General features: G+C 68.4%; 19 protein-coding genes. 5 read left to right on the plus strand and 14 right to left on the minus strand.

Translation table 11 applies throughout. From position 1 onward, the window contains the following. The first annotated feature begins 42 nt into the window (after positions 1-42). Entirely contained in the window at positions 43-939 is an 897-nt protein-coding gene (locus RS84_RS16565; protein ID WP_235281516.1) for an A/G-specific adenine glycosylase, read from the plus strand. Positions 940-942: 3 nt separating this feature from the next. Here the strand turns inward: RS84_RS16565 and RS84_RS16570 are convergent, their stop codons facing one another. The 10 genes from RS84_RS16570 to RS84_RS16615 form a co-directional block, all read right to left on the minus strand. Beyond that, the gene (locus RS84_RS16570) at positions 943-3,075 is read right to left on the minus strand and encodes a helix-turn-helix transcriptional regulator (RefSeq protein WP_045258843.1); all 2,133 of its coding nucleotides are present in this window, start codon (positions 3,073-3,075) and stop codon (positions 943-945) included. Between the two features lie 105 nt (positions 3,076-3,180). Next, positions 3,181-3,603 (minus strand): 30S ribosome-binding factor RbfA, encoded by a 423-nt coding sequence (gene rbfA, locus RS84_RS16575; RefSeq protein WP_045258844.1) that lies wholly within the window; start codon positions 3,601-3,603, stop codon positions 3,181-3,183. A gap of 86 nt (positions 3,604-3,689) precedes the next feature. Then, entirely contained in the window at positions 3,690-6,434 is a 2,745-nt protein-coding gene (gene infB / locus RS84_RS16580; RefSeq protein ID WP_045258845.1) for a translation initiation factor IF-2, read from the minus strand. A gap of 96 nt (positions 6,435-6,530) precedes the next feature. Then, positions 6,531-6,785, minus strand: a complete 255-nt coding sequence (locus RS84_RS16585) for a YlxR family protein (RefSeq protein WP_045258846.1) — start codon at positions 6,783-6,785, stop codon at positions 6,531-6,533. Positions 6,786-6,843: 58 nt separating this feature from the next. Next, entirely contained in the window at positions 6,844-7,827 is a 984-nt protein-coding gene (gene nusA, locus RS84_RS16590; RefSeq protein ID WP_045258847.1) for a transcription termination factor NusA, read from the minus strand. 153 nt (positions 7,828-7,980) lie between these two features. Beyond that, complete coding sequence (locus RS84_RS16595; protein WP_200892030.1) at positions 7,981-10,035, minus strand: PhoX family protein; 2,055 nt, start codon at positions 10,033-10,035, stop codon at positions 7,981-7,983. An 81-nt stretch (positions 10,036-10,116) separates the two neighbouring features. Continuing rightward, complete coding sequence (locus tag RS84_RS16600) at positions 10,117-11,154, minus strand: TIGR00730 family Rossman fold protein (RefSeq protein ID WP_045258848.1); 1,038 nt, start codon at positions 11,152-11,154, stop codon at positions 10,117-10,119. A 96-nt stretch (positions 11,155-11,250) separates the two neighbouring features. Continuing rightward, a complete protein-coding gene (locus tag RS84_RS16605) occupies positions 11,251-13,008 on the minus strand; it encodes a proline--tRNA ligase (protein ID WP_045258849.1) in 1,758 nt (585 codons plus the stop codon). 41 nt (positions 13,009-13,049) lie between these two features. Then, a complete protein-coding gene (locus RS84_RS16610; protein ID WP_045258850.1) occupies positions 13,050-13,820 on the minus strand; it encodes an isocitrate lyase/PEP mutase family protein in 771 nt (256 codons plus the stop codon). A 154-nt stretch (positions 13,821-13,974) separates the two neighbouring features. Beyond that, a complete protein-coding gene (locus tag RS84_RS16615; protein ID WP_152641862.1) occupies positions 13,975-14,859 on the minus strand; it encodes a hypothetical protein in 885 nt (294 codons plus the stop codon). 75 nt (positions 14,860-14,934) lie between these two features. Between RS84_RS16615 and RS84_RS16620 the strand changes: the two genes are divergently transcribed. The 4 genes from RS84_RS16620 to RS84_RS18800 are packed head-to-tail and all read left to right on the plus strand — an operon-like array spanning position 14,935 to position 18,395. Then, positions 14,935-16,350, plus strand: coding sequence for an RNB domain-containing ribonuclease (locus RS84_RS16620; RefSeq protein WP_045258852.1), 1,416 nt, complete (start codon positions 14,935-14,937; stop codon positions 16,348-16,350). Further along, positions 16,347-17,213: a phosphotransferase family protein gene (locus RS84_RS16625; RefSeq protein ID WP_045258853.1), complete on the plus strand. Its 867-nt coding sequence runs from the start codon at positions 16,347-16,349 to the stop codon at positions 17,211-17,213. Before RS84_RS16620 ends, RS84_RS16625 begins: the two co-directional genes overlap by 4 nt. A gap of 9 nt (positions 17,214-17,222) precedes the next feature. After that, entirely contained in the window at positions 17,223-17,693 is a 471-nt protein-coding gene (locus RS84_RS16630) for an NUDIX domain-containing protein (RefSeq protein WP_045258854.1), read from the plus strand. A gap of 9 nt (positions 17,694-17,702) precedes the next feature. Beyond that, a complete protein-coding gene (locus RS84_RS18800) occupies positions 17,703-18,395 on the plus strand; it encodes a nucleotidyltransferase domain-containing protein (RefSeq protein ID WP_052676414.1) in 693 nt (230 codons plus the stop codon). 6 nt (positions 18,396-18,401) lie between these two features. Here the strand turns inward: RS84_RS18800 and RS84_RS16640 are convergent, their stop codons facing one another. Genes RS84_RS16640 through ispG form a run of 4 tightly spaced genes read right to left on the minus strand, consistent with a single transcriptional unit; the run spans position 18,402 to position 21,396 of the window. Then, positions 18,402-19,265: a hypothetical protein gene (locus tag RS84_RS16640; RefSeq protein WP_045258855.1), complete on the minus strand. Its 864-nt coding sequence runs from the start codon at positions 19,263-19,265 to the stop codon at positions 18,402-18,404. A gap of 34 nt (positions 19,266-19,299) precedes the next feature. Further along, on the minus strand, positions 19,300-19,635 hold the full coding sequence (locus tag RS84_RS16645) for a nuclear transport factor 2 family protein (protein ID WP_045258856.1): 336 nt from the start codon (positions 19,633-19,635) through the stop codon (positions 19,300-19,302). 25 nt (positions 19,636-19,660) lie between these two features. Beyond that, a complete protein-coding gene (locus tag RS84_RS16650) occupies positions 19,661-20,269 on the minus strand; it encodes an SIMPL domain-containing protein (protein ID WP_045258857.1) in 609 nt (202 codons plus the stop codon). Further along, positions 20,266-21,396 carry a flavodoxin-dependent (E)-4-hydroxy-3-methylbut-2-enyl-diphosphate synthase gene (ispG, locus tag RS84_RS16655; protein ID WP_045258858.1) on the minus strand — a complete coding sequence of 377 codons (1,131 nt, stop codon included), beginning with the start codon at positions 21,394-21,396 and terminating at the stop codon, positions 20,266-20,268. The genes RS84_RS16650 and ispG overlap by 4 nt, the downstream gene beginning before the upstream one ends. Positions 21,397-21,437 lie beyond the last annotated feature (41 nt).

Raw genomic sequence — 21,437 nt, forward strand, 5'->3', positions numbered from 1 at the left:
GCCTCCTCCGGTCGTGGCCGGCCTTTCGCCTAGGCTGTCGAGGTGCCCTCGTCGTCCACTCTCCCCCAGCGACGCTTGCCGCTGTCCGAATGGTACCGAGAGGCGGCGCGCGATCTGCCCTGGCGCACATCGCAGTTCCATCACGTTTACGGCGCATGGGGGACGCTCGTCAGCGAGTTCATGCTGCAGCAGACGCCGGTCAATCGCGTGATCCCACACCTCGAAGCATGGCTGGCCCGGTGGCCGACGCCTTCTGCGCTCGCAGCCGCGACTCCGGCCGAGGTGGTGCAGCAGTGGGCCAACCTCGGATACCCTCGACGCGCTCTCTGGCTGCACCGCGCGGCGATCGAGATCGTGCAGCGGCACGACGGACTGGTCCCGCGCGATGTGGACGAGCTTCTCGCTCTCTCCGGCATCGGCGACTACACGGCCAGGGCCGTCGCCGTGTTCGCATATGGAGACCGGCATCCGGTGGTCGACACCAACACCAGGCGCGTCCTCGCTCGCGCCGTGCAGGGACTCGCACAGCCGGCTCCCCCGTCGCGTCGCGACCTCGCGCTCATGGAGTCGCTGCTCCCGGCATCCGACGCCGAGTCCGCCGTCTTCAATGCGGCCGCCATGGAGCTCGGCGCCACGGTCTGCGTCGCACGTTCACCGCACTGCGAGCTGTGCCCGCTCATCGAGCAGTGCGCGTGGGTGGCCGCGGGGCGCCCGGACACCGGCGACACGAGGCGTCGGCAGGCCGCCTTCGAGGGTTCGGATCGTCAGGCGCGAGGCGCAGTGCTGCGGATGCTGCGCGATGCGCCGACCGGCGGCGTCCTGCTGAGCGCGGTGCTGCCCGAATGGCCGGATGCCGCGCAGCGCGACCGTGCCGTCGATTCCCTCATCGCCGACGGTCTCGCCGAGGCCGACGGCGAGATGCTGTCGCTCCCCCGCTGATCCTCAGAGGTATTGCGCAGTGCGGTGCGCCAGGACCGTCAGCTCCACTCGATTGCGCACATCGAGTTTGGTGAAGACCCTGCCGAGGTGGACCTCGACCGTGCGCACTGACAGCTGCAGTTCCTCGCCGATCCGCCGATTCGACGAACCGGCCACGACCTTCATGGCGACCTCCAGCTCCCTGGAGGTGAGCAGCGGCGCCCATGCCAGCCGGCACACCGTCAGGGAATCCCGAGCCGTGTCGTCGCCCGCGGCCTCCTCCTCCACTCGGGCGAGCCGGTGCGCCACCGCGTTCGCCCACGCATCGGCCCCGGCGACGTCGAACAGTCGCCGTGCGGTGCGCAGATGCTCGCTCGCCGCACCGAGATCGTTGAGGATCACGGCGCGGACGCCGAGCATCGATTCGACGCGCGCGCGAGAGAACGGCGACACCAGCGCACGCGTCGCCACCAGCAGCTCTTCTCTCTCGACACGCCATCGCCCGTCCGTCGTCGCGGCGATCCGGGCTCGCAGCCGCTGCGCCTCGCGGATCTCGGGCGGCGCGACCACGGCGGCTGCGAGTCCCCGGTCCTCGCCGATGGGATCGAGCTCATCGAGCCCATCGACGTTCAGCGCCGGCCGCGGGCGCCCGCGGTCGCTCCACAGCTTCATGAACGACGATGCCTCTTCGAACGCGCCGGCCAGATGCGCCTCGATCGCGCGATCGACAAGATGATCCAGACGTGCTGCGGCAGGCAACGACGCCGTGAGCGCACCGCCGAAAGGTCCGATCCGTCCGAGCACGGCAAGATCCAGGCGACGCAGCAGCACGACTCCCAATCCCGCGAAGGGCATCGCCACGGGAAGCGTCATGGCAGCCTGCAGCATCCGCTCGCGCGCGATGCGGACGTCGCCGCGCCACATCAGCAGCAGCACCTCGACGATCGCGCGATAGGCGTTCACCACCGGGCTGTACTCGAATCCGGCCACGAACGGATCGACCTCGGCACCGAGACCCGAGTCCCCGACTGCGATCAGCCGCAGGCCTGTGTCGATATCGCCCGCGATCGCCGAATGCAGAGCTCGCAGCATTCCGCCGCTGAGCGGGCCAGAGCCTTCGACGGGTTCGAGATCCGGCTCACCTGCGAGCAACCAGCTCAGCGCGACCACGGGATCGCGCAGCTCGCGCTCGGAACCGACCTTCGCGCAGCCGTCACGCAGCGCCGAGAGCCACCTGCGCATTCCGCGGCTGTCGCCCCGCTCGGCGCAGAGCACCGCGGCGAACGCCGCCGCTCGGGTCCACGAGTACCAGTCGTCCGGGTCCTGCGTGCTCGGGCGGAACGAGTCGGGATCGATTGCAGGAACGGCTCCCTGCAGGTATGCCTGGGCGATGACGAGAGCGCTGAGTCCCTGCAGCCGGTAGCGCTCGGCGCCGTCGGGGAACAGCGGGCCGAGCCACGCAGCCGCCTCCGTGGCGTATCCCGCCGCGATCGACGAGGCTCCCGCCACCACGCGCGCCTCGTCGAGCTCGACGCCGACCGCGTGAGCCGCCGCCTCACCGGCGAGTTGCAGCGCCCGCGAGGAGTGCCCCGCCTCCGAGAGCTCTCTGGCGATCCTGATGAGTTCGGATGCCGCCTCCGGTACGCCGTGGAGCGCGGCGCGCGAACGATGCCAGTCGGCGCTCACCCGGTCACCGCGTGCGGCGAAGATCTCGACGAGGCGCTCGTTCACCGCGGCCTCGACCGCCGGATCCGCGCTCGCGCGGATCCATATGTCCAGCAGCGGGTCGACGAAGCGCACGCGTCCGGCGTGCAGGGAGAGGTGTGGACCGATGGCGCTGAGCATGAGCTCGTCTGCGATCCTGCCGTCGAACGCCAGCAAGGGCTCGAGCTCATCGCCGAGGCACAGGGAGACGGCGAGGAGAAGATCGCGATCGCGCTCGTCCAGCACGAGACTGTCGTATTTCGCCCGGATCGTTCCGACCATCGGCAGCGGTGCCGGCAGAGGGCGCAGACCGAACCGGGTCGGAGGATCCAGCCGCGTGATCATCTCCCGGATGGTCGGAACATCTCCGCCGAGCTGCACGATGATGCGCACGAGCACGTGCGGCGCGCATGTCAGATCATGCCGGCGCAGCTCGTCGAGGAGCTCCGCCACCGACGCGGGCGTGATGGGCGCCGAACCAGGCGCACTCGAACCGTCTATGCTGATCCCCCCTCAGCTGTGCGGGCTTTGCCGCACAGCCGAGAGTAGCAAACGGGGTCAGTCCTCGTCGTCGTGCACGTAGGGGTCGGCGTCGCCCGCGTGCGAGGCCGAGGACGCGAGCTTCGCCACCTGGGCGTCGTGCTCCTGCGCCTGGCGCAGCAGCGCGCTGATGTGATCCGCGTTCTCCGGCAGCGCATCAGGGATGAACTCCAGGGTCGGCACCAGACGCGTGCTGAGCTGTCGCCCCACCTCGCTGCGCAGCATCCCGGTCGCCGACGTGAGAGCCGCGCCGCTCGCGACGCGCTCCTCCTCGGTGCCCAGGACCGTGTAGAACACGGACGCGTGCTGGAGGTCGCCCGACACGCGCACGTCCGTGATGGTCACGAAGCCCAGACGCGGATCGCGCAGGCCCTTCTCCAGGCGCTCGGCCAGGATCACGCGGATGCGGTCCGCGAGTCGTGCCTGTCGTTCACCAGCCATTGTTCTCTCCCTCTGAGAAGCCTTCGGGCGTCCTGTCCGCTTCCGGCTCGATCACGAGCAGGAAGCCCTGAGGCTGTCGATTCCGATCAGCTGCGAGGCTTCTCGACCAGCTCGGTGGTCTCGATCTCGTCGCCGATCTGGATGTCGTTGTACTTGCCGAGTCCGATACCGGCCTCGAAGTCCGTGCGGACCTCGGTGACGTCGTCCTTGAAGCGGCGCAGCGATTCGATGGCCAGACCATCGGCGATGACGACGCCATCGCGGATGACGCGTGCCTTGGCGTTTCGCGTGATCGTTCCCGACCGCACGATGACACCGGCGATGTTGCCGAACTTCGAGGAGCGGAACACCTCGCGGATCTCGGCGACACCCGACTGGACCTCTTCGAACTCCGGCTTGAGCATGCCCTTGAGGGAGTTCTCGATCTCGTCGATCGCGTTGTAGATGACCGAGTAGAAGCGGATGTCGACGCCTTCGCGCGATGCCGCCTCACGGGCCTTGGAGTCCGGACGCACGTTGAAGCCGATCACGATCGCGTTGTCGATCGTGGCCAGGTTGACGTCGGACTCGGTGATCGCACCCACACCGCGGTGGATGATGCGCAGCTGCACCGAGTCGTCGACCTCGATCTTGAGGAGCGATTCCTCCAGCGCCTCGACGGCACCGGACACGTCGCCCTTGATGATGAGGTTGAGCGTCTCGACCTTGCCCTCTTCGAGAGCACGGGTGAAGTCCTCGAGCGAGATGCGCTTGCGGGCCTTCGCCAGCTGGGCGTTGCGCTCGACGGCCTCACGCTTCTCAGCGATCTGGCGGGCCATGCGGTCCTCTTCGGTGACGATGAAGACGTCGCCGGCGCGGGGCACGGAGTTCAGACCCTGCACCTGCACGGGGCGAGACGGGTAGGCCTCGAGCACGGCGTCGCCGTTCTCGTCTGCCATGGCCCGCACACGTCCGTATGCGGTACCGGCGACGATGGCGTCACCGATGCGCAGGGTTCCGGACTGGATGAGCACGGTCGCGACCGCACCACGACCCTTGTCGAGCTTCGCCTCGATGGCGACACCGCGAGCGGCCTTGTTCGGGTTGGCGGTCAGGTCGAGACCGGCGTCCGCGGTGAGCAGCACGGCGTCCAGGAGGTCCTGGATGCCGGTGCCTGCGCGAGCCGAGACATCGACGAACATGACGTCGCCGCCGTACTCCTCTGCGACCAGACCGTACTCGGTGAGCTGCTGACGAACCTTGGCCGGGTTGGCCTCGGGCTTGTCGACCTTGTTCACCGCGACCACGATCGGGACGTTCGCAGCCTGGGCGTGGTTCAGAGCCTCGACCGTCTGCGGCATGATGCCGTCGTCAGCCGCGACCACGAGGATCGCGAGGTCGGTCACCTGCGCACCACGGGCGCGCATGGCGGTGAACGCCTCGTGACCCGGGGTGTCGATGAAGGTGATCGCGCGCTCGATGCCCTCGTGCTCGGTCCAGACCTGGTACGCGCCGATGTGCTGCGTGATGCCGCCGGCCTCGCCTGCGATGACGTTGGTCTGGCGGATCGCGTCGAGCAGTCGGGTCTTACCGTGATCGACGTGGCCCATGACGGTGACGACCGGAGGACGGATCTCGAGGTCATCCTCGCTCTCGTTCTCCAGCTCGGCCTCGAGGTCGAGACCGAAGCCCTCGAGGAGCTCCTTGTCCTCGTCCTCGGGCGAGACCATCTGCACCTTGTAGCCGAGCTCGGCACCGAGGACCTCGAAGGTCGCCTCATCCAGCGACTCGGTGGCCGTGGCCATCTCGCCGAGGTTGAAGAGGATGGTGACGAGGGTTCCGGGCTGCACGGTGTAGCCCGTCAGCGTCTCGATCTTGTCGGCGAAGTCCGCGATCGACGCGCCGCGGCGCATCCGGATGATCTCCCCGTTGCCGCGGGTGACGTTGACGCCACCGACGACGGGAGCATCCCGCATCTCGAACTCTTGCCGCTTCGCCCGACGCGACTTGCGCTGCTTGCTCTTGCCGCCGCCCTTGCCGAAGGCACCTGCGGTGCCGCCGCCGGGTCCACGACCACGACCACCGCCACCACCGGGCCGACCGGCGAAACCGCCACCGGGACGTGCACCGGGGCCGCCGCCGGGAGCGCCGGCGCCGCCGGGACGACCGGGGCCGCCGGGCCGCTGCTGGAACGGAGCACCGGGACGGCCGCCCTGACCGCCGCGCGGAGCGCCCGGACGGGGCGAACCGGGGCGAGGTGCACCCGGGCGCGGTGCGCCGGGACGCGGCGCCTGCGGACGCGGGATGTTGCCCGGGGTGGGACGCTGTCCCATGCCCTGCGCCGAGGCGAAGGGGTTGTTCCCAGGACGGGGGCCCGCGGGGCGCTGCCCCATGCCCTGCGCCGAGGAGAACGGGTTGTTGCCGGGGCGCGGGGCGCCCGGCTTCGGAGCCGCGCTGTCAGCGGGCTTGGGAGCGGCGGGGCCGGGCTTGGCAGCCGCTGCGGGAGTCGCCGCCTGAGGCGCGGCCTCCGCCGGAGCGGCGGGTGCTGCGGGCGCAGGTGCTTCCGGCGCAGGTGCCGGCTTGGGGCCGGGCTTCGGCCCGGGCGTGGGCGCGGCGGACTTCGCAGCCGCCGGCTTGGCGGCCGCGGGCTTCGCGGCGGGAGCAGCGTCGGCTGCCGGCTTCAGCGAAGCGTCGGACTCGATCGCCGCGCGCAGCTTGCGCGCAACCGGCGGCTCGATGGTCGATGAAGGGCTCTTGACGAATTCGCCGAGCTCCTTGAGCTTTGCAAGTGCGACCTTGCTGTCGACGCCGAGTTCGGCGGCGATCTCATGTACGCGTGGTTTACCAGCCACAATTCTCCTGTCTGGGGTCGGTCTGCCCCAGACAGGGCAGACCATCAGTCGCGGACGGGTCTCATTTCGAGCCGTTCACTTTGTTTCCATAGCTGTTCAGCCTTTGTTTCTGAATGGATACTGTTCGATGGCCTGCGTGTCCACCGTGGCGGACACACGCAGTGCTCGTCCGAAAGCACGTCGCCGCAGAGCGGCTTCCATGCATTCACGCGTCGGATGCAGCCACGCGCCTCGCCCCGGCAGCACGGCGCGCTCATCGATGACGAGGGAGTCGAACTGGGACACCACCCTGATCAGGGCGGAGCGGGGAGCACGCGCGCGACAGCCGACGCACGTTCGTACGGGTTCCATCTTACACCTGCGTTTCACCCGGAGCCGGACGCGTGCCGCGCGAGTCCCGGGAAGCGGATCAGTCGAGGATGCTGTCCGGCTGGATGTCGATCTTCGCGCCGGTGAGCTTGGCGGCCAGGCGAGCGTTCTGGCCCTCCTTGCCGATCGCCAGCGAGAGCTGGTAGTCCGGCACCAGCGCGCGGACGGCCTTGGTGCCGGCATCCAGGATGAACGAGCTGGTCACGCGGGCAGGCGACAGCGCATTGGCCACGAAGGCGGCGAGCTCGGGGTTGTAGTCGATGATGTCGATCTTCTCGCCGGCGAGCTCCTCGGTGACGGCGCGGACGCGGCGTCCGAGCTCTCCGATGCAGGCGCCCTTCGCGTTGATAGCCGGGTCGTTCGCCTTCACCGCGATCTTGGTGCGGTGGCCGGCCTCGCGCGCGAGCGACACGATCTCCACGAGTCCGCCCGCGATCTCGGGGACCTCGAGCGCGAAGAGCTTGCGCACGAGCCCAGGGTGCGTACGGGACACCGTGATCTGCGGACCCTTGAGGCCCTTGGCCACGCTCGTGACGTAAACCCGCACTCGCGAGCCGTGCGTGTACTCCTCGCCCGGCACCTGCTCCTCCGGCGGCAGGATCGCCTCGACGGAGCCGAGATCGACATGGATCATCCGGGGATTGGGACCCTGCTGGATGACACCGGCGACGATGTCGCCCTCCTTGCCGCGGAACTCACCGAGCACCGCGTCGTCAGCGATGTCGCGCAGGCGCTGACTGATGACCTGCTTGGCTGCGAATGCGGCGATGCGCCCGAAGTCGTCTGGCGTGGCATCCTCTTCGCCGATGATCGCACCCTCGTCGTCCTTCACGACCTGGAGCACGGCGACGTGGCCGCTCTTGCGGTCGAGGTCGACCCGGACGCCCTCGGGAGCGGGACCGTCGCCGGCCACGTGCTTGTTGTAGGCCGTCAGGATGGCCTGTTCGATGATCGACACCAATTCGTCGAAGGGGATCGCCTTCTCCTTCTCGATCCCACGCAGCAGACTCAGCTCGATGTCCATGACGGCCTCTCTATTCAGCTCTCGCCTCGCGCGATGAACCGCGGGCATCCGTCCAGGATACCGGACGGCACGGCACGGCGTCTGCGACTCAACGGGAGCCGGCCGGTCGTGCGCTCGCACGACCGGCCGGAGGTCCGCCCCTCTGTTTCCTGCTCAGGCGCGGTACGCCTGGATGACGGCGGGTCGCGGGGCGTTCGGCACGTCGCCGGGCGCACCGGAACCGTAGTCGGGGAAGAGCGAGTGCTGTGCGTCGAAGGTGCCGTCCTCACCCGGGTGCTGCACCGCGACGAACACCAGACCCTCGCGATCGTGGATGACGGGCCCGCAGGTCTCCGCCTCACGCGGAACCGCGAGGAACTGCTGCACGTGACCGCGCTCGGAGCCGGCGAGAGGCACCTTGAACAGCCCGTCGGCGAGGCCGATCGTGCTGGGAGCGCCATCCGTCGAGATCCAGAGGTTCCCCTCGGAGTCGAAGGCGACGTTGTCCGGGCAGGAGATGGGCGAGACGAGCTCCTTCGGGAAGCCCGCGAAATAGGCGTTCTCGAAGGTGGCCGGGTCGCCGCACAGGAGCAGGATGCTCCAGCCGAACGTGGTCCCGCTGTGGCCCGCCGTCTCGGTGAGCTCGACCACATGGCCGTAGCGGTTGCCGGTGACCGGGTTGGTCTCGTCGACCGCAGTGCGCTTGGAGTTGTTCGTCAGGGCGACATAGACCTTGCCGGTCACAGGGCTGGGCTGCACGTCTTCGGGCCGATCCATCTTGGTCGCGCCCACAGCATCCGCAGCAAGACGGGTGTAGACGAGGACCTGCTCGGTGCTGAAGCCCGGGACGACGCTCTGGCCGCCCTGGGTCAGGGGGATCCAGACGCCGGTGCCGTCGAAGGCGCCGTCGGACGGAAGCGCTCCAGTGCCGGTGATCTCGGCGAGAGGCGAGTTGCCCGTGAACTTCGCGACGTAGAGATCGCCCTCGCTCAGGAGGTTCAGGTTCTTCTTTCGCGAACCCGAGATGCGGTTCTTCGACACGAACTTGTAGAGGTAGTCGTTGCGCTCATCGTCGCCCATGTACGCCACGACCCGGCCGTCGGCAGCCACGTGCACGTTGGCTCCCTCGTGCTTGAAGCGTCCCATCGCGGTGTGCTTGCGCGGAGTGGACGTCGGGTCCTGCGGGTCGATCTCGACGATGTAGCCGAAGCGGTTCGGCTCGTTGACGTAGCCGGGGTTGTGCGCGTCGAATCGCGGGTCGTACGCCTCCCAGCCCGTCGACGTCGACGTCGTGCTCGTCGCGGAGTAGCGCTTCTGCTCGGCCGTGTCGGCGGCCCAGGCGAAGTACCCGTTGAAGTTCTCCTCGCCCGAGAGGATCGTGCCCCAGGGTGTGGTGCCGCCGGAGCAGTTGCCCAGCGTGCCGTGGACCCAGCGGCCCTCGGGGTCGGCCGCGGTCTTGACGAGATCCGAACCGGCGGCAGGACCGGTGAGCTCGAAGACCGTCTCGACCGTGATGCGACGATTGCGACGGCCGTCGACGACATACGACCAGGGCTGCCCCACCTTCGAGCGCCGGATGTCGACCACCGACATGCCCTGCGCGGCCTTGTAGATGTCGCCGCGACGACGCAGCTCGGCGGCATCGGTCGAGGCGGGGAACATGATGTTCGGGTTCACGTACTCGTGGTTGTTCACCAGCACGCCGGTCTTGCCACTCGGGTCGGCGACGATGTCGAGATAGTCGCTGTTATATCCGAACTGCTCGGCCTGGGCCTCGGGCGTCTGGCCGGCGAGATCGAAGGCGGGAGTGCGGGAGAACAGCGGGTCGCCCCACCGGATGATGGGCTGCCACGTGAACCCGTCTGGAACGGTGAGCGCGTCGACGTCGGCCGGCACCGGTGAGATCGGGCCGAAGGAGAGCCCTGCCGTTCCCGGCTTGCCCGAGGCCACGCCCGCGCCACCCGCTCCGATCGCGCCGGGAGCCGAGACAGGCGCCTGACGGCCCGCACCGACGGCGATGGCCACCGCCGCGGCGGCGCCGAGGCCGAACAGAGCACGACGCGAGAAGACCGACGAGGCGATCGAACGGAAGTCCTCGTTCGACGACGTGTTGCACTCCGGCCCGAGACAGGCGTTCGCGCACTTCAGCTCGCAGGTGACGGCTGAGCGCTTGCCGCGCACGTGGTCGGCCATCGGGAGCGGACGGCGGGTGTGGTCTGCCAGGGTCATCAAGTCCTCCTCGTCGGGATGCTGCCGGAACAGCATCCTGGCGAGAGATGACGCCGCGGTGAACGGGTGCTGAACCGATGCCTACCGGGAGGCGGACGGCAGTGCGTTGATCGCGCCGATGAGCCGGAACAGGTTCCCGACCTGCCACTGGTCGAAGTGCAGGGCCAGCCGCGGGAGATCGAGCTGATCAAGATCGCCGACCTCGGGCGCGAGCGGTTCGCTGCGTTCGATGCGGCCGGAGAGCAGCATCCTGCCGAACCGCTCGTTCAAGTCATCGATCTCAGCATCCGTCGGCTCCGCCTTGAGTCGCAGCACAAGCGTCTGGCCGACCCAGCGCAGGGAATCGTAATTCCGCCAGAAGCCGGTGATCTCCGCCGTCGCCGCCTCGATGGAGTCTGTGATCACGACCCGGTCGAAATCGCCGTCCGAGATCACGCCGGTCGGAGCGAGGTCTTCTTCGATGAAGCGCTTGAGTCCCTTCCAGAACCGGCCGTCCTGCTCGTCGAGCAGCACGATGGGCATCGGCTCGGCCTTGCCCGTCTGCTGGAGGGTCAGCAGCTCGAACATCTCGTCCAGGGTTCCGAATCCGCCGGGAAGGCAGATGAAGCCGCGGGACTCCTTCATGAGCATGAGCTTGCGGGTGAAGAAGTACTTCATCGCGACGACGTGGTCGGATGCCTCGACGACGGCGTTGGCCTTCTCTTCGAACGGCAGGCGGATCGAGACGCCGAGCGAGAGCGCGGGGCCCGCTCCCTCAGCGGCCGCCTGCATGATCCCCGGACCGGCTCCGGTCACGACCATCCAGCCGTCGGCAGCCAGAGCGGCCGCGACGTCACGCGCCTGCACATAGAGCGGGTCGTCGTGACGCGTGCGCGCAGACCCGAACACCGTGACCTTCGGGATGCCCTCGTAGGGGGCGAAAAGCCGGAAGGCGTCGCGCATCTCGGCGAGAGCGGCCGAGGCGATCTTCAGGTCGAGGCGGCTCGTCCCGTCTTCGCCGAGGAGAACGGCTGTTCGCAGCATCCGCATCACCAGCCGGCGATCGGCGTGGACCCCCGCGTCGTCCAGGACTCGATTGATCTCGGCGCTGAGCGCCGCCGGCAGCGGTTCCTCGGTCATGCGTCCAGCGTGTCACGCTCCCGGCGCCGTAGCCGTCCCGCAACGCCGCCGGCCGCCGACGGTCGATTTCGGCGGCCGGCGGCGAGAGCGTCCAGGTCAACGCTGCGCGAGACGCGCGATCGCATCGGCGACGGAGATGGCGTCGCGCTCCCCCGTGCTGCGATCCCAGAGCTCGACCTGCCCGTCGGCCGCGCCACGCCCGACGATGACGATCTTCGGCACGCCGACGAGCTCGGCATCGCCGAACTTGACACCCGGCGATACCTTGGGACGGTCGTCGTAGAGCACGTCGAGGCCTGCGGACTCGAGCTGCGCCGAGATGTCCGCTGCGACGTCGAACGCGACCTGGTCGCGACCGGCGGCGACCACCTGCACATCGAAAGGCGCGACGGATGCCGGCCAGATGAGGCCCTTGTCGTCGTTGTTCAGCTCGGCGATGATCGCGAGGATGCGGGTGACGCCGATGCCGTAGGAGCCCATCGTCACCGTGACGAGCTTGCCGTTCTCGTCCAGGACCTTGAGGCCGAGTGCCTCGGCGTACTTGCGGCCGAGCTGGAAGACATGGCCGATCTCCATGCCGCGTGCGAGCTCGACGGGGCCGGACCCGTCGGGTGCGGGGTCGCCCTCGCGCACGTTCGCGATCTCGACGATGCCGTCGGCCGCGAAATCGCGCCCTGCGACCACCGAATGCGCGTGCTTCTGGTCCATGTTCGCGCCGGTGATCCAGCTCGTGCCCTCGCTGACGCGGGGGTCGACCAGGTAGCGGATGCCGGTGGCGGACTCCTCGCCGAGGATGGCGCCCGTCGGCGACCAGGGGCCGATGTAGCCCTTGACGAGCAGCGGGTTCTTCTCGAAGTCGTCCGCCGTCGCGGTCTCCACCTCGGCGGGCGCGAATGCCACCTCGGCGCGCTTCTCGTCGACCTCGCGGTCGCCGGGGATCCCGACCACGACGAGTTCGCGAGTGCCGTCGAGGTGGGTCAGTGCGAGGACGACGTTCTTGAGCGTGTCGGCGGCCGTGAACTCGCCGTCGAGGTTCGCGTTGCAGTGCGCGACGAGCGTGTCGATCGTGGGAGTGTTCGGCGAGTCGAAGATCACGGGTGCCGCGTCGGCGTCGAACGGGATCGCGTCGGGCACCGCCGTCGTGAACGCCTCGACGTTCGCCGCATAGCCGCCAGCGCTGCGCACGAACGTGTCCTCGCCCACGGGAGTCGGGTGCAGGAACTCCTCGCTCCGCGACCCGCCCATCGCACCGGCATCCGCCTGCACGATCGCGTACTCGAGGCCGAGCCGCTGGAAGATGCGCTCGTAAGCGTCGCGCTGCGCCTGGTAGCTGGCGTCGAGCCCGGCATCCGAGGAATCGAAGGAGTACGCGTCCTTCATCGTGAACTCGCGGCCTCGGAGCAGGCCTGCACGGGGGCGCGCCTCGTCGCGGTACTTGTCCTGGATCTGGAAGATCGTCAGAGGCAGGTCCTTGTACGACGAATACAGATCCTTCACGAGCATCGTGAAGGCCTCTTCATGCGTCGGCGCGAGGAGGTAGTCGCCGCCCTTGCGGTCCTGCAGACGGAAGAGCAGGTCGCCGTACTCGTCCCAGCGCCCGGTGGCTTCGTACGCCTCACGGGGCATGAGGGCCGGGAAGTGCACCTCCTGTGCACCTGCGGCGGCCATCTCTTCACGGATGACGGTCTCGATCTTCGCCTTGACCCGCAGCCCCAGCGGCAGCCACGCGAAGATGCCCGCCGCCTGCGGCCGGATGTATCCGGCGCGGATCAGCAGCCGGTGGCTGGCGACCTCGGCGCCTGCCGGGTCTTCGCGGAGCGTGCGGAGGAAGAAGTTCGAAAGACGAGTGACCACGGGACGATTCTAGTTGCCCGTGGTCACCCGATTTCTCGCGATCAGTTCAGGGCCGGAAGCCCCTCAGGGATCGTGCCCGTCGCATACAGGTCGGACGCGAGCTCCTGCAGAGCGGTCAGTGCGACGCGCTGCGGGAGCGGTCCGTAGGAGATGCGGGCGACTCCGAGCTCCTCGTAGGCAGCGGCCGACAGCGCGCCCGGAAGACCGATGACGCTCACCTTCCGCTCGCCGATCCCCTCGACGAGCTGACGCGTGCTGTTCGCGTCGAGGATGCCGGGCACGAAGACCGCGGTGGCTCCTGCATCAAGAAACGCCCGCCCGCGCTGGATCGCATCGGCGACGCTCTCCTCGACGGGACGGCCGCCGCCCCGGACGAACGCATCGGTGCGCGCGTTGAGGGCGAAGGGCACGCCTTCGGCTTCCGCCGCCTTCACGATGGCCTCGACGGTCGCGATGGATTCGGCGAGCGGCTTGAGCCGGTCCTCGACGTTGGCGCCGACGACACCCGCGGCAATGGCGAGGCGGGTGGTCTCCCCCGCGTCGCCGTAGCCGTCGTCGAGGTCGGCGGTGACGGGCACGCCGACGGATGCCGCGATGCGACCGACCATGTCGATCATGACGTCGCGGGGCGTGCTGCCGTCGGCGTAGCCGAACGACGCGGCGATGCCGTGGCCTGCCGTCGCGATGGCCTTCGTCTCGGGAAGTGCGGCGACGGCGCGCGCGCCGACGACGTCCCACACATTGACGACGCGGAGGATCTCGGGGGCACCGTAGAGGTCGATCAGGGTCTGAGCTTTAGCGGCAGTGGTCATGGCCTCAACGCTAGTCACTCTCCGGCCGTCGAGGGCGGCTTCCGGTCATGCGCGAGGTCGTTCCTTGCCCGTGACCTCCCGTTCTCTGCGTGAGCCCCGTGCGCCGGAGGTCGGTCTCGCACGGGAACGAGGAGTTCGTCGTCGAACCACCGCATCAGCCGCCGGGGCAGTCCCCCGTCGTTCCGAAGCAGACCGGATGGTCCTCGTGGACCACCGGCGCGGGGACTGGCACGAATCGCCCCCTCGGCACCTGGAACACGAATGCGGCGGCGATGCCGAGAAGGAGAGCCACCGCCGAGACGATGATGAGTCCCCTTCGGCGACGGATGACGGCTAGGACGACGGCCGCCACGAACGCCACCAGCATCAACGCGGCGGTCCACTCGTAGCGTGTCACCTCGTCGCTCGTAGGAGGGTCGGCGGCCTCCCAGATCGAGAAATACACCCCGAACCATCCCAGAGGAAGAGCGAACACGAGGGCTGCGCCGGCGACGAGCGCCAGCAGCACGGCGATCGATACCCCACGGTCCCGGCCGCCCGGAACGACGTCCTCCCCGACGCCGGCGGTTCCGGCGCCGACGGATGCCCCGGCTGCACCACCGACCAGGGCTGCCTCCGCCGCGTGCGCCACGGGCTGCGGCCGACGAGCGTCGATCACGCCTGCCGTCGCGCCGAGCATCGCGGCGCACCCGAGCGTCAGCATCTTCCAGCCAGAGACGACGAAAAGGATGTCACCCATCCCGCCGAACTGCGCGACTGCCGAGACCACGGCGACCACGAGACCCAGGGCCACAGCAGCGATCGCGAATCGCAGGTCGGCCGCTCCGACGAACGGCAGAGCGAATGCCACGATCAGGGCCCAGACGAGCGTATCCACCTGAGGCACGAGCGTTTGCAGCGACGACCACGAGAATCCGCCGAGCAGCACAGACACGATCAGCGTGCCAAGGCTCATCCCGATCATGCCGACGGCGCCGGTGACGACGCCCTGCCTGCGTGCGCGTGCTCTCGGCACCGCGACCCCCTCGTTCGCCGCCATGACCCGAAGCATAGTCCGGCCGCGAGCGGCGGCCCCGTACCGCGGCTCGGCACCGGCTCGGCTTAGGGTGGGGACATGCCTCAGCGTCGATCACATGTCGCCCCGTCCGCTACCCAGACGGAACTCGCCGCGGCCCTGTCGGCTCTGCGCGAAGAACTCGACGCGCCGCAGGAATTCTCGCCTGATGTCCTCGCCGAAGCCGAGAACGCGACCGCCCCTGAGCCGGGTCTCGATCTGCGAGCCGTTCCCTTCGCCACACTCGATCCCGCCGGGTCCATGGACCTCGATCAGGCCTTCCACCTCGAGCGGAACGGAGACGGCTTCACTGTTCGCTACGCGATCGCCGATGTCCCTTCGTTCGTCGCACCCGGTGGGGCTGTGGACGCCGAGGCCCGCCGCCGCGGGCAGACCCTGTACGCGGCGGACGGCACCGTCCCCCTGCATCCGAAAGTGCTCAGCGAAGACAAGGCCTCACTGCTTCCCGATATCGACCGTCCCGCGCTCGTCTGGACGTTCGATCTGGATTCGGCGGGCGCGGTGTCGGCATTCCGCCTGGAGCGGGCGCTGATCAGGTCGCGCGCGAAACTCGATTATGTCGCGACGCAGGCATCCCTCGACCGAGGCGAGGACAGCCCCGCCTCGCTCCTCCCCGTGATCGGCGCGCTGCGCATCGAACAGGAGCGGATGCGCGGAGGAGCCAGCCTCAACCTGCCGGACGAGGAGGTGGTGCGGGCGGCGGACGGCACGTACGCCATCGAGCGCCGCAGCCCGCTCGCCGTCGAGGACTGGAACGCGCAGCTGTCGCTGATGACGGGGATGGCCGCGGCCTCGCTCATGCTCGAAGCGAAGGTCGGCGTGCTGCGCACGATGCCGCAACCGGACGAGAAGTCGTTCGAGACGTTCCGTCACCAGACCGAAGCACTCGGGCGTCCCTGGACGACGGGGCGATACGGCGACTACCTGCGCGCGCTCGACCGTGAGGATCCGCTCACGCTCCCGATCCTCGAGGCCGCGGCCTCGCTGTTCCGGGGCGCGGGCTACGTCGTGTTCGACGGGACCACGCCTGCGGACGCGATGCAGGCTGCGATCGGCGCGCCCTACGCGCACGCGACCGCTCCCCTGCGTCGGCTCGTGGACAGGTGGTCGCTGGCGATCTGCCTGGCGATCTCACAGGGCGAGAAGATCCCGGCCTGGGCGCGCGAATCGCTGAATGAGCTGCCCGCTCTGATGCAGGAGTCCGCGCAGCGCGCTTCCCGGCTCGACTCCGCGACCGTGAACTGCGTGGAGGCCGCGCTGCTCACGCCGTTCGTCGGCGCCACGATCGATGCGACCGTGATCGCGGTGCACGGCGATCGCGCCACGGTGCAGATCGCGGACCCCGCGGTGACGGCATCCGCTCCCGTCCCCGCCGGAACGACGCCCGGCACGTCCGTCCGCGTGACGGTGCAGCGCGTGGACATCTCCGAGGGACAGGTGGAATTGACCACGTGACACGCTGGGACTGCGGCCTGCTCAGCTCCCGGCAGGCGGAGCTCGTGAGCGGATGGCTGCACTCTCCCGAGATGGTGGCGGATCTGTCGTGGGGCATCGTCGACTCCACTGTGCTACATGTTCGCGCGGACGGCGCTGACCTGATCGTCAAAGCAGGCGGACCGACGAACCATCACCTGGGTCGGGAGATCGATGCGCACGACGGGGCGACCGCGAGCCTGATCGCCCGAGGGCTTGCCGCGCCCCTGCGACATGCAGACCGCAGCGCACGCGTCCTGGTCCTCGATCGTCTGCCGGGAATGCTGGTGGCAGGATCGGAATCCGAACACGATCCCGACGTCCATCGACAGGCCGGCGCCGCGCTTGCTCTGCTGCATTCAGGTGACACGCACGTCGATCCCGACTACGAAGAAAGGGTCACCGAGCGCACGCTGGCGTGGCTCGACGGCCCGCACCGCATCCAGCGCACAGTCGAGAACGACGTTCGACGACTCCTCGCGGACCAACGCGGCAGCGCCGCGCACGTCGTCCCGACGCACGGCGACTGGCAGCCCCGCAACTGGCTGATCGATCAGGGCACACTGCGCGTCATCGACTTCGGGCGCTTCGCCTATCGTCCGGCATGCACGGATCTCTGCCACTTGGCCGGCCAGCAGTGGCGCGACCGGCCGGACCTCGCGGACGCCTTCATCGAGGGCTACGGCCCAGACCCGCGGGATGCCCCGCAGTGGCCCATCGAGCAACTGCGCGAGGCCGTCGGAACCGCCGCCTACGCCTTCCAGATCGGCGACGCCGATTTCGAAGCGCAGGGACAGCGGATGCTGCGCGAGGCGCTGCGCATGCTCGGAGGTGCCAGCTCGTAAGCTCGGCGCATGGCCGTCTCTGCGTACGTCAGCAACCTCCGCGCTCGCGTCGGACATGATCTTCTGCTTCTTCCTGGCGTGACGGCAGTGATCCGCAACGGAGACCGATTCCTCCTGGCCAGACAGCTCGAGTCGGCCCGGTGGGGAACCATCGGTGGTGCCATCGACCCCGGCGAGGAGCCAGCAGCGGCCGTCGCCCGAGAGGTACTTGAGGAGATCGGCGTCGCACCCGCGGTCGGCCGTATGATCGGCGCTTATGGAGGAGATGACTTCATCGTCGAGTACCCGAACGGCGACCGCGTGAGCTACATCAGCGTCGCCTACGAGTGCCACCTCCCTGACGATGCCCGATTCTCGTTCGCCGACGGTGAACTAGTGGAGGTCGGATGGTTCACGCGGACAGAGCTCGCAGTGCTCTCACGCGATCCTTGGGTCGACCGCATCCTGGATGATGCCCTGGCCGCGGACGGCTCCGCGTAAGCTCCCGGCATGCAGTACGCCGACGTCACCGAGAGATTCATCGCCGCCAGGTATCCGCGAGCATCGGTGGCTGTCGTCGCGGGGAGCACGGCGCGCGGAGAGCGGACCACGACCAGCGACATCGACCTGCTCCTGCTCGGAGACGCGTTGTTCGAGGATGAGCACAAGACGAGCGAGGCTGCGACGCACGTCTTCGAAGGCGAGGTGTTCGAAGTCTTCGCATATACCGCGAACGGCTTCGACGAATGGGCCGCAAGAGGTGTGGCCGACCATAGACCAGTGATCGCAACCATGCTCGTCGAAGGCATCGCGGTCTGCGACGACGGGAGGCTCGCCGAGTTAAGACGCGCGTGGACCGCGGTACTCGATGCCGGTCCAGCTCTCTCTGATCACGAATCGGCGTTTCGGCGTTACATGGTCGCGGATGCTCTGGATGACCTTCGTGATGCCACCGATCCGTTCGAGCGACAGGTCATTGCGTCCCTGTTGTTCCAGAGAACTGCGGAGCTCATGCTCCTACGCGCCGGTCGCTGGATCGCGACAGGGAAATGGTGGCCCCGCCGACTGCGTTCCATGAGTACCGAGCGTGCGCTCGGCCTCAGTCGACCGCTGCTCGATGGCGACTACGGCCTGTTCGCGACCAGAGTGGAAGAAGAGCTCAATCGCGCTGGGGGACGTGTCCAGGACGGCTTCGTCCGCTGAGTCGGATCAGGCAGGCACCGCAGTCGTCGTCATGACGAGCAGCTGAGGATCGCTCAGGTCCAGGGCGACGGAGATGGAGGCGAACTCAGCGAGCGACTCCACGTGGGTGCCGCCGCAGAGGATCTCCGCCGTGCCCTCGGGCAGCTCGCACACCCACGTGCGGCGGTCGATGATCGTGGGTCCCTCGGTGACGATGCGGCTTGCCGCGCCGGATGCCACCCAGGTGGCCAGCTGCGCATTGATCGACGCCTCGCGCTCGGTCAGTGTCGCCGCGAAGGTCTCGGTGTCGAATCCGGCCCGGCGCAGGCTCTTGCCGAGCCGGTATTCGTCGACCGCACCGTCCTCATGGATGCGGCTCGTCTGATTCGCGCGTCCCTCGAAGTCGGGATTGCCGAGAGCATCCGCGCCCGGGTCCTTGCGCCAGAGATCCGCGACCGCGAGATCGAGTGCCAGCGACGCGAGGTGGCACGCGGTATGACCACGGCTGAGGCCTGAGCGTGATTCCTCGTCCACGGAGAGCGCGACGGATGCGCCGGGGACGAGCCATTCCGGAATCTCGCCGGTGAGGCGGTGGGCGACGAGCCAGGTCCACCCCTCGGCACCCCGCTTGACGGGGATGTCCGCGCCGACGGCGAAGACTCCCTCGTCGCTGACAGCCGCCATCACGGCTTCCGAGACGCTCGCGCTCGCGCCGTCGACAGAGATGGTCCCGGAGTCACCCGGCTGGTCGGGCCAGGTGTGATCGACCGGATGGAACGGCGTCGCGTCGACGACGATCACGCTGCCGTCCGTCAACGGCTCCACGCGGGTGACGGTACCCGATCCGTCGACAGCTCCGGCTGCGAAGGTCACGAGAGTGGGCGATGACATGGGACTCCTGGATGAACGAACGGAAACGGCCCGCTCAATGAGCAGGAGGGATCGTGAAGCTGGCGAGCTTGTCGCCTTCGACGACGAAGATGCCGTCGGATTCGCCATTGAAGACCCGGCTTGACCAGCCGAAGCGGATGCGCGCCGTATCGCCATCGGTCTCGGCAGAGAGCACGGTCATATGCGCGCCGGCTCCGATCGCGTCGCTCAAGGCCCAGCTGCGGACGCCCTCCGGGCCTGACTTGACCCTGCCCCAATCGCTGACGAATCCGTCGGGAGTGAACGCGGCGACGAACGCCTCTGTGTCGGCCGCGTTGATCGCATCGACCAGAACCTGGACAAGGGCGGGTACTGCGGGTGCGGATATCATCGTCTCCTCACGTGTGATGCTGTGGTCAGTGGGTGTCGAACTCGGCGACCACCGCGACGCGGACGGTGATCTCGGGGATGGTCAGCTCGTCGCGTGCTCCTCCTGCAGCGCCGCGAGCAGCGGGCATCGCCGGGCCGCCGGATTCGCGCAGCGTCGCGACCCGGTCGACAGACGTCCCCAGAGCAGCCGCGAAGTCATCCGCCTTCGCCTGAGCATCCTGAACCGCGACGATGCGCAGCTCGCGAATCGTACGCTGCCGCGTCGCATCCGTGAGAGTCCAGTCGGTCGACACACTGGCGCCGATCGCGCTCAGCTCCGCGACGACATCAGCGACGAGATCGAGACGCGCGAGCTTGATGCGGACGCTCCCGCTCGTGACGTGGTCCTGATGCTTGTTACCGTCCTTGTCGGTCCAGACACGGGCATTGGTCGTCAGCACGTCGATCGAGTGCCAAGTCGCCGCCGCTGCCTCGCGCAGACGCACAGCGCTGCCCGCGAGCTGCGAGTGCACAGCCGCACCCAGATCCATCGACCGGTCACGATTCGCGTGCGCGATCGCCACCCGAGCCGTGAGGGTCGCACGCTCGGCGACGAGATGACGCTCGCCGAGCCCATCGACGGTGATCGTCGTCATGCAGTGACGACCTGCGCCGTCCCGAGCGGAGCGTCCGGCCCGAGCTCGGCCGCGATGCGGTTCGCCTCTTCGATGAGCGTGGCGACGATGTCGGCCTCCGGCACCGTCTTGATGACCTCGCCCTTGACGAAGATCTGGCCCTTGCCGTTGCCGGAAGCCACGCCGAGGTCGGCTTCGCGCGCCTCGCCGGGCCCGTTCACGACGCAGCCCATGACGGCGACGCGCAGCGGAACCGTCATGTCCTTCAGACCCTCGGTGACGTCTTCGGCCAGCGTGTACACGTCGACCTGGGCGCGACCGCACGACGGGCACGAGACGATCTCGAGCTTGCGCTCACGAAGGTTCAGCGACTGCAGGATCTGGTGGCCGACCTTGACCTCTTCGGCCGGCGGCGCGGAGAGGGAGACGCGGATGGTGTCGCCGATCCCCTCGCCCAGCAGGATGCCGAACGCAGTGGCGCTCTTGATCGTGCCCTGGAAGGCAGGGCCGGCCTCGGTGACTCCGAGGTGCAGAGGCCAGTCTCCCCGCTCTGCCAGCTGACGGTATGCCTTCACCATCACGATCGGGTCGTTGTGCTTGACCGAGATCTTGAAGTCGTGGAAGTCGTGCTCCTCGAACAGCGAGGCCTCCCACACGGCGCTCTCGACGAGAGCCTCCGGGGTGGCCTTGCCGTACTTCTGCAGCAGGCGCGCATCGAGCGAACCGGCGTTGACGCCGATGCGCAGCGAGACGCCTGCATCCTTCGCGGCCTTCGCGATAGCGCCGACCTGGTCGTCGAACTTGCGGATGTTGCCCGGGTTCACTCGAACAGCCGCACACCCCGCGTCGATCGCCTGGAAGACGTACTTCGGCTGGAAGTGGATGTCGGCGATCACCGGGATCTGGCTCTTCTTCGCGATGATGTGCAGCACGTCGGCGTCATCCTGCGACGGGACGGCCACGCGCACGATCTCGCAGCCGGATGCCGTGAGCTCGGCGATCTGCTGAAGCGTGCCGTTGATGTCCGTCGTCTTCGTCGTGGTCATGGACTGCACGCTGACAGGCGCGTCTCCCCCGACGAGCACTTTGCCCACCCTGATCTGACGAGACTTGCGACGAGGGGCGAGGACTTCGGGGATCTTCGGCATCCCAAGGTTCACTGCTGGCACCCCACAAGCCTACGCCGCCA

The organism is Microbacterium hydrocarbonoxydans (assembly GCF_000956475.1).
GTDB classification, from domain to species: domain Bacteria; phylum Actinomycetota; class Actinomycetes; order Actinomycetales; family Microbacteriaceae; genus Microbacterium; species Microbacterium hydrocarbonoxydans_A.

What these genes read in the sequence shown, in the direction of transcription:
- rbfA (WP_045258844.1), bottom strand. Translation starts at nt 3,603, where the DNA reads ATGGCTGGTGAACGACAGGCACGACTCGCGGACCGCATCCGCGTGATC.
- RS84_RS16585 (WP_045258846.1), bottom strand. Translation starts at nt 6,785, where the DNA reads ATGGAACCCGTACGAACGTGCGTCGGCTGTCGCGCGCGTGCTCCCCGC.
- nusA (WP_045258847.1), bottom strand. Translation starts at nt 7,827, where the DNA reads ATGGACATCGAGCTGAGTCTGCTGCGTGGGATCGAGAAGGAGAAGGCG.
- RS84_RS16595 (WP_200892030.1), bottom strand. Translation starts at nt 10,035, where the DNA reads ATGACCCTGGCAGACCACACCCGCCGTCCGCTCCCGATGGCCGACCAC.
- RS84_RS16600 (WP_045258848.1), bottom strand. Translation starts at nt 11,154, where the DNA reads ATGACCGAGGAACCGCTGCCGGCGGCGCTCAGCGCCGAGATCAATCGA.
- RS84_RS16610 (WP_045258850.1), bottom strand. Translation starts at nt 13,820, where the DNA reads ATGACCACTGCCGCTAAAGCTCAGACCCTGATCGACCTCTACGGTGCC.
- RS84_RS16615 (WP_152641862.1), bottom strand. Translation starts at nt 14,859, where the DNA reads ATGGCGGCGAACGAGGGGGTCGCGGTGCCGAGAGCACGCGCACGCAGG.
- RS84_RS16620 (WP_045258852.1), top strand. Translation starts at nt 14,935, where the DNA reads ATGCCTCAGCGTCGATCACATGTCGCCCCGTCCGCTACCCAGACGGAA.
- RS84_RS16630 (WP_045258854.1), top strand. Translation starts at nt 17,223, where the DNA reads ATGGCCGTCTCTGCGTACGTCAGCAACCTCCGCGCTCGCGTCGGACAT.
- RS84_RS18800 (WP_052676414.1), top strand. Translation starts at nt 17,703, where the DNA reads ATGCAGTACGCCGACGTCACCGAGAGATTCATCGCCGCCAGGTATCCG.
- RS84_RS16640 (WP_045258855.1), bottom strand. Translation starts at nt 19,265, where the DNA reads ATGTCATCGCCCACTCTCGTGACCTTCGCAGCCGGAGCTGTCGACGGA.
- RS84_RS16645 (WP_045258856.1), bottom strand. Translation starts at nt 19,635, where the DNA reads ATGATATCCGCACCCGCAGTACCCGCCCTTGTCCAGGTTCTGGTCGAT.
- RS84_RS16650 (WP_045258857.1), bottom strand. Translation starts at nt 20,269, where the DNA reads ATGACGACGATCACCGTCGATGGGCTCGGCGAGCGTCATCTCGTCGCC.
- ispG (WP_045258858.1), bottom strand. Translation starts at nt 21,396, where the DNA reads ATGCCGAAGATCCCCGAAGTCCTCGCCCCTCGTCGCAAGTCTCGTCAG.